The sequence below is a fragment of the Ruegeria lacuscaerulensis genome, assembly GCF_013031245.1.
Lineage (GTDB): Bacteria > Pseudomonadota > Alphaproteobacteria > Rhodobacterales > Rhodobacteraceae > Ruegeria > Ruegeria lacuscaerulensis_C.
The window spans coordinates 182,327-194,813 of the sequence record NZ_WPZL01000005.1 but is presented as its reverse complement, the minus strand read 5'-3'; the positions used below and the strand labels follow the sequence as shown (position 1 = coordinate 194,813).

General features: G+C 59.1%; 13 protein-coding genes. 3 read left to right on the top strand and 10 right to left on the bottom strand.

The window, feature by feature from the left end; all coding sequences use genetic code 11:
• Positions 1–34 precede the first annotated feature (34 nt).
• The 5 genes from GOX66_RS09140 to GOX66_RS09120 all read right to left on the bottom strand — a co-directional run bounded on the left by GOX66_RS09140 (position 35) and on the right by GOX66_RS09120 (position 7,595).
• On the bottom strand, positions 35–670 hold the full coding sequence (locus tag GOX66_RS09140; RefSeq protein WP_170761809.1) for a bifunctional 4-hydroxy-2-oxoglutarate aldolase/2-dehydro-3-deoxy-phosphogluconate aldolase: 636 nt from the start codon (positions 668–670) through the stop codon (positions 35–37).
• A gap of 3 nt (positions 671–673) precedes the next feature.
• Positions 674–2,479 (bottom strand): phosphogluconate dehydratase, encoded by a 1,806-nt coding sequence (edd, locus tag GOX66_RS09135; RefSeq protein WP_170761807.1) that lies wholly within the window; start codon positions 2,477–2,479, stop codon positions 674–676.
• Positions 2,480–2,481: 2 nt separating this feature from the next.
• Complete coding sequence (gene zwf, locus GOX66_RS09130) at positions 2,482–3,927, bottom strand: glucose-6-phosphate dehydrogenase (RefSeq protein ID WP_170761805.1); 1,446 nt, start codon at positions 3,925–3,927, stop codon at positions 2,482–2,484.
• Between the two features lie 139 nt (positions 3,928–4,066).
• On the bottom strand, positions 4,067–6,310 hold the full coding sequence (gene ptsP, locus GOX66_RS09125; RefSeq protein WP_170761803.1) for a phosphoenolpyruvate--protein phosphotransferase: 2,244 nt from the start codon (positions 6,308–6,310) through the stop codon (positions 4,067–4,069).
• A 46-nt stretch (positions 6,311–6,356) separates the two neighbouring features.
• Complete coding sequence (locus GOX66_RS09120) at positions 6,357–7,595, bottom strand: aspartate kinase (protein ID WP_170761801.1); 1,239 nt, start codon at positions 7,593–7,595, stop codon at positions 6,357–6,359.
• A gap of 164 nt (positions 7,596–7,759) precedes the next feature.
• On the opposite strand from GOX66_RS09120, the gene GOX66_RS09115 reads away from it, so the two are divergent.
• Positions 7,760–8,116, top strand: coding sequence for a hypothetical protein (locus tag GOX66_RS09115; protein ID WP_170761800.1), 357 nt, complete (start codon positions 7,760–7,762; stop codon positions 8,114–8,116).
• On the opposite strand, the gene GOX66_RS09110 is transcribed toward GOX66_RS09115, so the two are convergent.
• The 5 genes from GOX66_RS09110 to GOX66_RS09090 form a co-directional block, all read right to left on the bottom strand.
• Entirely contained in the window at positions 8,110–8,748 is a 639-nt protein-coding gene (locus tag GOX66_RS09110; RefSeq protein WP_170761798.1) for an SDR family NAD(P)-dependent oxidoreductase, read from the bottom strand. The genes GOX66_RS09115 and GOX66_RS09110 overlap by 7 nt on opposite strands.
• Before the next feature lie 3 nt (positions 8,749–8,751).
• On the bottom strand, positions 8,752–9,207 hold the full coding sequence (locus tag GOX66_RS09105; RefSeq protein ID WP_170761796.1) for a DUF1178 family protein: 456 nt from the start codon (positions 9,205–9,207) through the stop codon (positions 8,752–8,754).
• A 72-nt stretch (positions 9,208–9,279) separates the two neighbouring features.
• Complete coding sequence (locus tag GOX66_RS09100; protein ID WP_336509463.1) at positions 9,280–9,690, bottom strand: NUDIX hydrolase; 411 nt, start codon at positions 9,688–9,690, stop codon at positions 9,280–9,282.
• A gap of 177 nt (positions 9,691–9,867) precedes the next feature.
• The gene (locus GOX66_RS09095; RefSeq protein WP_170761794.1) at positions 9,868–10,611 is read right to left on the bottom strand and encodes an EcsC family protein; all 744 of its coding nucleotides are present in this window, start codon (positions 10,609–10,611) and stop codon (positions 9,868–9,870) included.
• Positions 10,612–10,664: 53 nt separating this feature from the next.
• Positions 10,665–11,159 carry a GNAT family N-acetyltransferase gene (locus GOX66_RS09090; protein WP_170761792.1) on the bottom strand — a complete coding sequence of 165 codons (495 nt, stop codon included), beginning with the start codon at positions 11,157–11,159 and terminating at the stop codon, positions 10,665–10,667.
• Between the two features lie 71 nt (positions 11,160–11,230).
• Between GOX66_RS09090 and GOX66_RS09085 the strand changes: the two genes are divergently transcribed.
• Positions 11,231–11,836, top strand: a complete 606-nt coding sequence (locus GOX66_RS09085; RefSeq protein ID WP_170761790.1) for a flavin reductase family protein — start codon at positions 11,231–11,233, stop codon at positions 11,834–11,836.
• The gene (locus GOX66_RS09080) at positions 11,836–12,477 is read left to right on the top strand and encodes a CatB-related O-acetyltransferase (protein ID WP_170761788.1); all 642 of its coding nucleotides are present in this window, start codon (positions 11,836–11,838) and stop codon (positions 12,475–12,477) included. Before GOX66_RS09085 ends, GOX66_RS09080 begins: the two co-directional genes overlap by 1 nt.
• The last annotated feature ends 10 nt before the right edge of the window (positions 12,478–12,487 follow it).

Genomic DNA, 12,487 nt, shown 5'->3' with positions numbered 1-12,487 from the left:
ATTGACGCCTACCCTAGCGAGAGGGCGCGGCGCGTCAATCCATCAGCTTTGACGCCTCGCGCGCAAGTGTTTCGATCTCGGCCCAGTCGCCGCTTACCACCATCTGTTTCGGCGCAACCCAGCTGCCACCAGCGCAAACGACATTGGACAGCGACAGGTAGTCCTGCGCATTCGAGGGCGTGACCCCGCCGGTCGGGCAGAAACTGATTTGCGGCAGAGGTGCGCCGATGGCTTTCAGGGCCGGGGCTCCACCCGACGCCTCTGCCGGGAAGAATTTCAGCATGTCATAGCCCCGCGCCAGCAGGCGCATCGCCTCGCTCGCAGTGGCCGCGCCGGGCAGCAGGGGCAAACCCTCGGCCTCGCACGCGGCGATCAGAGCATCGGTGGCACCGGGTGAAACGCCGAATTGCGCCCCTGCCTCTTTGGCTGCGCGGACATCATCGGGGGTGACAAGCGTACCTGCACCGACAACCCCTCCGGGAACCTCGGCCATGGCGCGGATGGCATCCAGGGCCGCCGGAGTGCGCAGGGTGACTTCCAACGCTGGCAGCCCCCCGGCAACCAGCGCCTCGGCCAAGGGACGCGCCTGTGCTGCGTCGTCGACCACCAGAACCGGCACGATGGGCGCAAGCGCACAGATTTCGCGGGTGCGTTGGGTTTTTGCAGACATGTCTTACGCTCCGAAAATACTGGCACCGGCATCCGCCGAGCCGACAGCGTTGCGGAAGGCGCTGAACAGATCGCGCCCGCTACCGAACTGGTTGGCCGAAAGATCGGCGACGGCTGGGGTGCGGTCCAACACGCCCTTTGTCTGGATCTCCAACTCACCATTAGAGGCATCGACCCTCAGAACATCACCATCTTGCAGGTAAGCAATGGGACCACCATCCAACGCCTCGGGGCAGACATGGATCGCGGCAGGGACCTTACCTGACGCACCAGACATGCGGCCATCGGTGACCAGCGCTACTTTTTGCCCCCTGCCCTGCAGGATTGACAGGATCGGGGTCAGCGAGTGCAACTCGGGCATCCCGTTGGCTTTGGGTCCTTGGAACCGAACGACGACGATGACGTCATCAGTGAACTCTCCGGCCTTGAAGGCGGCTTTGACTTCATCCTGATCGTGGAAGACACGGACCGGTGCCTCGACCACCTGATGTTCAGGCGCCACAGCTGAAACCTTCATGACGGCGGTGCCCAGATTTCCGGTCAGGCGCGACAGACCGCCAGTGGGTTGGAACGGGTCCTTGGCCGAGCGCACAATCTTATCGTTCAGGCTGTGGCCAGCGCCCTCTTCCCAGATCAGATCATCGTCTTTCAGCTTGGGTTCCTTGGTGTAGTTGTGCAGGCCTTGCCCCGCGACGGTCAGAGTGTCCGGGTGTAACAGACCGTCTTCCAACAGAGTGCCAATGCAATAACCCAGACCACCTGCGGCGTGGAAATGGTTCACGTCTGCCAGGCCATTGGGGTAGACCCGCGCGACCAGCGGCACAACAGCAGAGATGTCGGAAAAATCCTGCCAGTCCAGCACGATACCGCCCGCCCGCGCCATGGCGATCAGGTGAATCAAAAGGTTGGTCGAGCCGCCCGTTGCCATCAGGCCAACGATGCCGTTCACAAAGGCACGTTCATCAAGAACCTGATAGACCGGCGTGTAACTGTTGCCCAAGGCGCTGAGCGACAAGGCACGCCGCGCGCCTTCCTCGGTCAGCGCGTCCCGCAACGGGGTGTTCGGGTTGACAAAGCTGGATCCCGGAAGGTGCAGACCCATGAATTCCATCAACATCTGGTTGGTGTTGGCAGTGCCGTAAAAGGTGCAGGTGCCGGGACCATGATAGGCGGCCATTTCGGCGGCCATCAGTTCTTCGCGGCCGACCTCTCCGGCGGCGAATTTCTGGCGGACTTTGGCCTTTTCGTCGTTCGGCAAGCCGCTGGTCATCGGACCGGCGGGCAGGAACACGGCTGGCAGGTGGCCAAATGCCTGCGCCCCGATCACAAGTCCCGGCACAATCTTATCGCAGACACCAAGAAATACAGCCGCGTCATAGGTATTGTGGCTCAGCGCCACGCCCGTCGCCAAGGCGATCACGTCGCGGGAAAACAGGGACAGCTCCATCCCCGCCTCGCCCTGTGTGACACCATCGCACATCGCAGGAACGCCGCCAGCAATCTGTGCCGTGCCGCCCGCCGCGCGGATGGTCTGACGGATCAGTTCGGGGTAACGCTCGAACGGCTGGTGCGCGGAGAGCATGTCGTTATAGGCCGTGACGATACCGAGATTACCGGCGGTTCCGGTGGCCATCGACTGCTGATCCGCACCCGCGCCGGCATAGGCATGAGCCTGACCGCTGCAGGACAGATGCGCACGGGCGGGGCCTTTCGACCGGGCATGCTCCATCCGCTCCACATGGGGGCCGCGCAGATCGGCGCTGCGGTCGATGATCCGTTGGGTGACATCGGTAATAACTGAATGAACCATCGTTAACCTCCGATCTGACGCCAGCGGCGCCCATCACGATGCATCAGCATCAATGCTTCTTCGGGGCCTGAACTACCCTGATCATAGCGTGAGGGACGGTCTCCACGGTCTTCCCATCCCTGAATGATGGGATCAACCCAGGCCCAGGCTGCCTCGGCTTCGTCCCCACGCATGAACAGGGTCTGGTCGCCGCGGATCACGTCCATAATAAGCCGTTCATAGGCATCCGGCGATTTCGACTCATCGCCCAAAGCTTCGGCAAAGCTCATGTCCAGGGCCACGTCGGACAGGCGGAAACCGCCCTGCCCCGGCTCTTTGATTGTGGTGCGCAGGGTTATGCCCTCGTCGGGCTGCAGACGGATCACCAGCACATTACCGTGCAGAGGGCCAACATTCGGGAAAATCGTGTGCGGAGGGTCTCGGAAAATTACCGCAATCTCGGATTCCCGTGCACGCAGTCGCTTGCCGGTACGCAGGTAGAAAGGCACTCCGGCCCAGCGCCAGTTGCCCAGATGAACCTTGAGCGCGATGAAACTTTCGGTTCGGCTGGCGGGGTTACTGACGTGATCGACATAGCCGCCCGCGCCATGTTCCGCGCGGTACTGACCGCGCGCAATATCCGAAGGTGCCACAGGTTCCAGCGCCTCGATAACCTTGACCTTTTCATCACGCACCGCGTTGGGAGCAAATTTCGAAGGTGGCTCCATTGCGGTCAGACACAACAACTGCACAAGATGATTCTGGATCATATCCCGCATTGCGCCGGACTGATCGTAATAAGCCCCGCGCCCTTCGACGCTGACCGTTTCCGCCACGGTGATCTGGACGTGGTCGATATGGGTGGAATTCCACAGCGGTTCAAACAGAGAGTTGGCAAAGCGCAGCGCCATCAGGTTCTGCACCGTCTCTTTTCCCAGATAATGGTCGATCCGGTAGATCTGATGCTCTTCGAAACAGGCGCGCAGGCCTTCGTTCAAAGCTTTGGCCGAGGCCAGATCGTGGCCAAAGGGCTTTTCCACCACAATGCGGCTTTCAGGCGTAGCAAGGCCATGTTCGTTAAGACGTTGTGCAATGCCCGAAAACAGATTGGGGCCAACTGACAGATAAAAGGCGCGCACGACATCCGGACGCAGGGCTTTGGCCAGATCTGTCCACCCTGCTTTGCCCAAAGCGTCAACCGACACATAGTCCACCCGCTCCAAAAACCGATCCAGCACATCTGTTTCGATTTCAGGCGCGAATTCCTTCATCGAAGTACGAACCTGGGCGCGAAACGCATCCCCGTCCATATCGGATCGGGCCGACCCGATAATCCGGGCCTCTTCCGGCATCTGCCCCACTTCAAACCTGTGACAAAGGCCCGGCAATATCTTGCGCTGTGCCAGATCGCCGGTCGCACCGAACAACACCAGGTCGAACGGGTTAACCGGAATTACGCGTGAAACCATCGACAGGCTCCTTCAGTTTCCAACTGAGCCACCATAGCACCACAAATCTGCAGTGCCTGTGACATGAGTTATGTTATCGCTAACATTTGCGGCTTGGATAGGCAATGCGAATGCAGAAAGCAAGCCCGCATTTGGGAGTTCACCCTTGATTGCGCAGCCATTCCATGACGGCGGGCCTTACAGATTGCTCGCCACGGTGCCTTGCGTCGGCAATAATTTTGCGCAGCGATTGCAAGTCAGCGCGTAACAGGACGCTTTTGACCGGGCCAATCGACGCCGGGCGCATGGACAGCGACCGGATGCCCATCGCAGCCAAGCAGAGCGCTTCAACCGGGCGACCCGCATCCTCGCCACAGAAACTCAGCGGCGTGTTCGAGATATTGCAGCGTTCGACAATCCGCTCGATGAAACTCAGGAAGCTGACGTTCAGCGTGTCATAGCGGCGGCGTACCAGTTCGTTTTCGCGGTCGGCAGCGAAAAAGAACTGCTTCAGGTCATTACCGCCGATAGAAACGAAATCGACCTCATCAAAGAATTTCTGTGGCGCAAAAGCGAGCGACGGGGTTTCCAGCATCGCACCGACTTCGATTGTCTCGGGCAGTACGTGGCCAAGGCGTTTTTCCCGTTCGATGGTCTTGTTGACCTCCCACTTCGCCTCGCGAAACTCATCGGCCTGCGCCACAAAGGGAAACATCACCGTCAGAGGCCGGCCATTGGCGGCGCGCATCAGAGCCTGCAACTGCATCCGCATGACGCCACGCTTGTCCAGGCCTACGCGGATCGCGCGCCAGCCCAGCGCCGGATTCGGTTCGGCCACATGTTTCATGTAGGGCAGAACCTTGTCCGAGCCGATATCCAGTGTGCGGAACACCACGCGCTTATCCCCCGCCGCGTCCAGAACCCGCTGATATTGTGAGACAAGCTCGGATCTCTTGGGCATTTGGTTGCGAATCAGGAATTGCAACTCAGTGCGGAACAAACCCACGCCTTCGGCCCCTGAATTGCCCAGAGATGGAAGGTCGGCCATCAGGCCCGCGTTCATTACCAGATTGATCCGCTCACCGTCCCTGGTCACGGTCGGGGTTTCGCGGATCGAGGCATAGCGCTCCTGCGCTTTGGCCTGCATGGCGATTTTGTCACGGAACGCACTAACCACCGTATCTTCGGGGCGCAGATGCACAACGCCATGATCACCATCAACCAGAATGTGGTCACCATTCAGCGCCTCGGTCGTGATCCGGCCCACATGCACGACCAGCGGGATCGCCAGCGCTCGGGCGACAATGGTGGCGTGGCTACCGACCGAGCCTTCCTCAAGCACGATGCCTTTCAGCGAGCGGCCATACTCCAGCAGATCGCCGGGCCCGATATTGCGTGCGATCAGGATCGGGTCGGGTGGCAGATCGGCCCCATTGGTATTGCCCTGCCCGGTCAGAATGCGCAGCAGCCGGTTGGACAGATCATCCAGATCGGCCAGCCGTTCGCGCAAATAGGGGTCCGTGACCTGCCCCATGCGGGCGCGGGCTTGGGATTGTTCCTTCTCGACCGCCGCTTCGGCGCTGAGACCAAGCCCTATGTCCTCTTCCATCCGGCGCATCCAGCCTTTGGAATTGGCAAACATGCGGTAAGCCTCGAGAACCTGAAGCTGTTCCTTGTCCCCGCCCTGCGAAATTTCCAGCATCTTGTCGACGCCCACGCGCAGTTCCTCGACCGCTTCGGTCAGCCGCTCGCGTTCACGGTGCGGGTCATCCGCAATCGGATTGGTCACAACGACACGGGGTTCATGCAGCCATACATGGCCTTCCGCCGAGCCTTCCTGCGCGGGACCGCCCATCAACTGAACGGATTGCTGGTGGCGTGGTGACAGTGCCGCGCCCTCACCCACAAAGGCGCCAAGTTCCGCCATTTCGGCCAAAACCATGGCCACCACCTCCAGCGCATAGATTTCATCGGCGGAGAATTCCCGTGCCTCACGGGACTGAACCACAAGAACCCCCAGCTTTTCACCCAAGCGCTGAACCGGAACACCAAGGAAAGAGGTGAACCGCTCTTCGCCGGTTTCCGGCATATACCGGAAGCCCTTGGCCGAGGGCGCATCTGCAGTGTTAACCACCTTGCCGGATTGGGCGACGCGGCCTACCAGACCTTCCCCCAGTCGCATCCGGGTTTTGTGCACCGCCTCGGGTGACAGACCCTCGGTCGCGCAAAGCTCCAGCGTCTCTTCATCGCGGAACAGGTAGATCGAGCATACCTCAGCCCGGATGCTGTCGGCGATCAGATGTGTGATCCGGTCAAGACGTTCCTGACCGGCGGCTTCGCTCGCCATCTCTTCGCGCAGCCGCCCCAGCAGCTTGCGGGATTCTGTTTCGGTGCCGTCCGCCATGGCCCAACCGTTCTATGGTGTCAGGCGAAACCCGTGGCCGAAATGCTCAGGCCGCCTTGTCCAGTTCAAAAGCATCATGCAGTGCCTGAACGGCAAGTTCCATGTATTTCCTGTCCACCAGAACGGAAATTTTTATCTCAGAGGTTGTAATGACTTTGATGTTGATCCCCTCATCCGAGAGTATCTTGAACATTTTCGCCGCAACACCCGACTGCGAGCGCATGCCGATCCCCACAACCGAGACCTTGCAAACATCCTCGTCTGCGACCAGTTCGGCGTAGTTCAGTTCGCCCTTGCCCTTGATGGCCAGCAATGCCTTTTCGGCACGGGCCACCTGATCGGTGGGGCAGGAAAAGGTCATGTCCGTGCGCCCTTCGTCCGAGATGTTCTGAACGATCATGTCCACGTTCACACCCTCATCGCTGAGTGCGGTGAAGATGGTCGAGGCGATACCGGGGCGGTCCGCCACCGATACGACGGTCATCTTGGCCTCGTCGCGGGAATAGGCCACACCGGCCACAACATTGGATTCCATGATATCCTCCTCGTCAACGACCAGCGTACCGGCCTCGTCGGATTGTTCTTCGAAACTTGAGAGAACGCGCAGTTTCACTTTATACCGCATCGCCAGTTCGACCGAGCGGGTTTGCAGCACCTTGGCCCCCAGCGAGGCCAGTTCGAGCATTTCCTCGAACGAAATCCGGTCCAGCTTGCGCGCCTTATCACAGATGCGCGGATCGGTGGTATAGACGCCGTCCACATCCGTATAGATGTCACAACGTTCCGCATCGAACGCCGCAGCAAAGGCCACAGCAGTCGTGTCCGAGCCGCCCCGACCCAGCGTGGTGATACGGCCTTCGGGGCTGATGCCCTGAAAACCGGCAACAACAGCGACCTTCATGCCCTCGCCAAATTTCTGGCTTATATTGTCGGTCGGGATTTCTTCAATTCGCGCCTGGCTGTGGGCGCTGGTGGTCAAAAGCGGCACCTGCCAACCTTGCCAGCTGCGCGCCGGGACGTCCATTTCCTGAAGGGTCAGCGCCATCAGACCGGCAGTCACGTTCTCGCCCGAAGACACAACCGCATCATATTCACGCGCGTCGTACAACGGAGAGGTCTCGTCGACCCAACCCACCAGTTCATTTGTCTTACCGGACATGGCCGAGACGATGACGATCACGTCGTATCCCTTGGCCACCTCGACACCTATGCGCTTTGCCGCGCGGCGGATGCGGTCAAGATTGGCAACCGAAGTGCCACCGAATTTCATAACGAGTACGGGCATGGGGGTGTGATCTCCGCGCCTTGGAATTCAGATCCCGTGCGTCTTATGCGAGGGGGGCCGCAAGGGCAAGGGTTCAATACCTCCTCAGTCGCGGCATTGGGCCGCTTTACAACCTGACGCGGGGGTGTCAGCCTGCAGGCAACGAAAATTCCAAGAGGTTTTCCATGTACCGCCTTGCCATCGCATTTGCCCTGCTGTCCTCCTCTGCCCTTGCGCAAGAAACTACTCTGGCCGGAACGGACGGAAAGAACTCTCTGGGCACTATACCCTGTGCTTCCGTCGCTGGTGAGCCGATGAGCAGTTGCCATGCCGAGTTGCGTCACCATGATGACGGCACCACGACCTTGGCCGTAGGTCTGGGGGGCGGCGAAGTGCGCAGCATCTATTTCACTGACGGCGTGCCGAATTCCAGCAGTTCTCCTGCAAAGCTCAACTATGAAACGCGCGGGGACATCATGGTGATTTTCATTGATCCGGGCGAGGTTTACGAAATTCCCAAAGCGGCGCTGACCCGTCAGTAAGCGTGGCGTCTGCCGTCCCAAGTTTCGAAACAACCAGTCGTCTCTGGTGACAACGCATCGAAACGGTCGATCAGGCCGTTGACAGCCTGGTCAGTTGTGATCTCTGCTGCAGTCCCGCCCATGTCGGTCTGCACCCACCCTGGGTGATAGATGCCAACAGCGATGCCCTCCGGGCTCAGATCAGTGGCCAGGTTTCGACCCAGATTCAACACCGCAGCTTTTGACGCACGATAAATATAGCTGCCACCCAGCGCGCGCGTATGAGACGCCATTTGCGAGGAAAGGATCGCTACCTTGCCCCGCGCGGCGCGCAGATTAGGCAAAAGCGACTGAATCGTCAGGAATACCCCGGTTACATTTGTTGCAAAGCTCTGCGCCCACATTTCGGCCGGATAGCCGTCGAAGTCCTGCCCTTTATCCAAATACACTCCGGCATTGCAGATAAGCAGATCGACCGGTTGGCCTTTCAACCGCGTGGCCAATTCATCGTGATGTGAGGGGTCGGTCACATCCAGAACAACCTGCGCGCTGTTATCCCGCGCGGTGCCAGTCAGTGTGTCGCCCCTCGCCCTGTAGCGATCTGCCAGGGCTTTCCCAATTCCGCGATTGGCCCCTGTGATCACCACATGCACGGCTCAGTTCGTCTTTCTGCTGGGAATGAAAGGCAATGGCGCCACCGGCACGCCATCATCGATCAGTGCTTTTGCCTCTTCGGGCTTGGCCTCACCGTAAATCGCGCGTTCCGGCGCGTCACCGAGATGGATTTTACGCGCTTCCGTTGCGAAATCCTTGCCGACATAGTCGGAATTCTCTTCAACCTTGCGGCGCAACTGTGCCAGAACCTCTTCCACGTCGGGCGATGGGGTAGTCACGTCGATCGGAGCCACCTCGGGCAATGGCGCTGAACCGCCAGCCACAGCGTTCCGAGCCGGACGAACACGGGGCGTCATGATCGCTTTTTCAACCTGCGAACACCCGCACACGGCGCATGTCACCATGCCCGTGGATGCCAGTTTGTCGTAAGCGGCGGCCGATTTAAACCAACTGTCAAATGTATGGCCGTTGCTGCATTTCAATGCGTATTGAATCATGTTCCGTCCAAAATGTCGGTTGCCAAATAGATACCGAGCGGCATGGCAAGATCAAGCCCTTCCGAAGGCAACTCAGTGAATGTCAGGCCCTATCTTGCGTAACAATGTTGCAAGTTCGGCAATATTGACCCTGGAAGCGGCTTTTTCGGGTGAAAACCATTTTCGCTGGCGCTGCCCGCACTCGGGAAAATCTGCTGCCATCGATTGAACAAATAGCGGGAACACATCCACAATACACAGTGCCGATCCCTTCTTTGACCTATGTTTTTGGTACGAAAACCGCCCAACGGGCTGCTTGAAACACTTCCCGCGCACGCCCGCTTCTTCCCATGCTTCCTGCCGGGCAGACTGACAGGCGGTAAACCCATCGATCAACCACCCTTTGGGAATGATCCAGTTTCGGGACCTGCGCGTGGTGATCAGTAAAACCTCGGGCCATCCGCGTTCCGTGCGACAACACAGAGCAGCCGCTTGCTGCAGCACCGGAAGGTGCCCGGGTTCATGCAACAAAACGGGCGAAAGCCTTGCGTCAACCACGCTGCATAGCCTTTCAAATGAAATCCAAGCCTGTAACCCGGTCCGCAGTTTTCTTGTTATTTAGCGGGCCGTTAGGTTGTGGATAACATAAAACGCGGCTCCTTCCAAGGTCTTCGGGAAAGTTCACATACGCTTGGCCAGTTTTCGCACCAGTTCATCATGCGGAATATCGGCATCAATCGCCAAACGCCTGAGCCCAAAGTGAACACGGGCGATCTGCTGGTAATACCGCGTGTACACGTAGTTCGTACCCCCTCCGGCAATAGCGCCCAGAACGGGAACGGACTGGGCTGCCAGCTTTTGGCCAAGCACAACGGATAACCGAGGAGCGACCATCGTAATCAATCGTTGCATAGCTGGTCCTGTCAGCGTCAGGCGCACCGAGAAGAAACCCAGGTCAGCACCATCGTCATAAGACAAAGGCCCGGCTGCAGACAGAACCTGAACGCAATCAAACTTTACACCTTCTTCCGACGGATCGAACCCTTCACGGGCCGCGGCCCCCTGGATAGCGCGCAAGAGCATGGTGGTTGTTGCAGGTAGCTCCATCAGTGCTGTGGACATACCCCCCAGACCGCCAGCTGCACCCATGGCAGTGGTCAATGCGGTATTAATCCATGGTTGCTGATCCGGCACCGCGCGCCGTGATCCCTCGGCGGCGTGCATGGCAAACCACAAGGCCTGCTCCGTCGCGCCGGTCAGGCCCTGCCGGATCGGATCCGGCAACTGTTCCAGCAAGGATTCGGCCGACCCACCCAAACTGTTCAACAGCTTCACGCCCGGACCGCCGGCCGATTTATAATACTCAGCCAACCGGTCGAGTTCGGCTTCGGCGTCCAGTTTTTCGACAAGAACCACGTCCTGCATACATATCCTCCTGTCTGTAAAACATCGGGATTTAATGTGCGGGTTTCAATAGCTCAGCGGGTCCACCGGATCACTGAGCCGTAGACACCACCCCAAACACCGGGGGTCAATTCCAGCCCCAGAACGCGGTCCGGGTTAGTGGGGGGCGGCATCTCGATCCCGGTCAGGCGCGCGAATCCGAAACGGGCATAATAGGGTGCGTCGCCGACCAGCATGACCCGTTCCCAGCCTTTTGCACGCCCTGCCTCGATCCCTTCGTGAATCAAAAAGCCGCCCAGACCTTCACCCTGATGGGTGGGATGTACAGCCACTGGCCCCAGCAGCAACGCATCATGGTCGCCAACATGCACGGGCCAGAACCGGATCGCACCGGCCAGAATGCCCTGCCCGTCGCGCGCCACAAGCGACAACCCGGATACAGGGGGGACATCATCGCGCAAACGATACGAGGACAGCGCTTCGCGCCCGGGCGCGAAGCACAGATCGTAGAGGGCCTCGACCTCCCACCAATCGTCCGGCTCTTCCGGCCTGATTACGAACTGCTGCACCCTGCCCTCTTTTCCTTGCTGGCATTCGCCCTAGCACTTCGTTACGCCATGGGCAAACGCTTGGAGACCAGATGTTCTATCGCCCCGAAGACGGCCACGGGCTGCCGCACAACCCCTTCAACGCCATCATTACCCCCCGCCCGATCGGCTGGATATCGACGCGCGCCGCAGATGGGGTCAACAATCTGGCACCCTACTCGTTCTTCAACGGGGTCGCTTATACGCCGCCGCAGGTGATGTTTGCGACGACAGGAACCAAGCACGATCAGGATGGCGGCAAGGACAGCGTCGCCAATATCGAGGCAACCGGCGTGTTTTGCGTGAATGTCGTGGCGCATGCCCATCGGGACGCAATGAATGCCAGTTCCGCCGGTCTGCCCAAACATATCGACGAGTTCGAACATGCCGGGTTGACACCAGTTGAATGCGAAACCATCCCTTGTGCCCGGATCGAGGGCGCTCCGGCATCGCTTGAATGCAAGTTGACGCAGATTGTAACCTTGCCCGGAGAAGCAAACCGGGTGGTTTTCGGCGAAGTGACCTGCGTGCATTTGCACGACGATCACATCCGCGACGGGAAGTTTGACGTCACATCCTTCAAACCACTGGCGCGTCTTGGTTACCGGGATTACTCGGTGGTCACCGATCTGTTCAGCCTTTCAAGACCGGACGACTGATGCCTTTGCCCGACCCGTCCAGAAGATATCCGATCACGCTCCCCGATGGTTCTGACCACAAAGGCACGGTGTTCCTGTCGCAGGCCATTAATCACCCACGGTTTCAGGCCGGGGCATTCAGCTATGCCTCGGATTTCGAAGCACCGGAAGACTGGGCTTCGAGACTGGCGCCATACCTGTTTCCGTTTTCCCGGGAAAAACTGGTCGTGGGAAAATTCTGTCAGATCGCTCATGGGGTCCGCTTCATCACATCCTCGGCCAATCACGCGATGGACGGAATGACCTGTTTCCCATTTCCGGTGTTCGATCCTGAACACATGTCGGGGTTTCAGCCCGATATGCGCGATACTGTCATTGGGCACGACGTCTGGATTGGCTACAACGCGATGATTTTACCGGGCGCGCGGATCGGAAATGGCGCGATCATCGGAGCAGGTTCCGTCGTTCGAGGTGAATTTCCCCCGTACTCCATCGTAACGGGCAATCCGGCAGAGGTTCGCCGCTTGCGCTTTGATACCGACACCATCGACAAGCTTCAAGCCTTGCGTTGGTGGGATTGGCCCGCCGAGGTAATCGCCGGTGCTGAGGACGCGCTGCTTTCCGGAAATATCAAAGAACTGGAACGGGTTGCCCCTAATTAAAAGGCGGCCA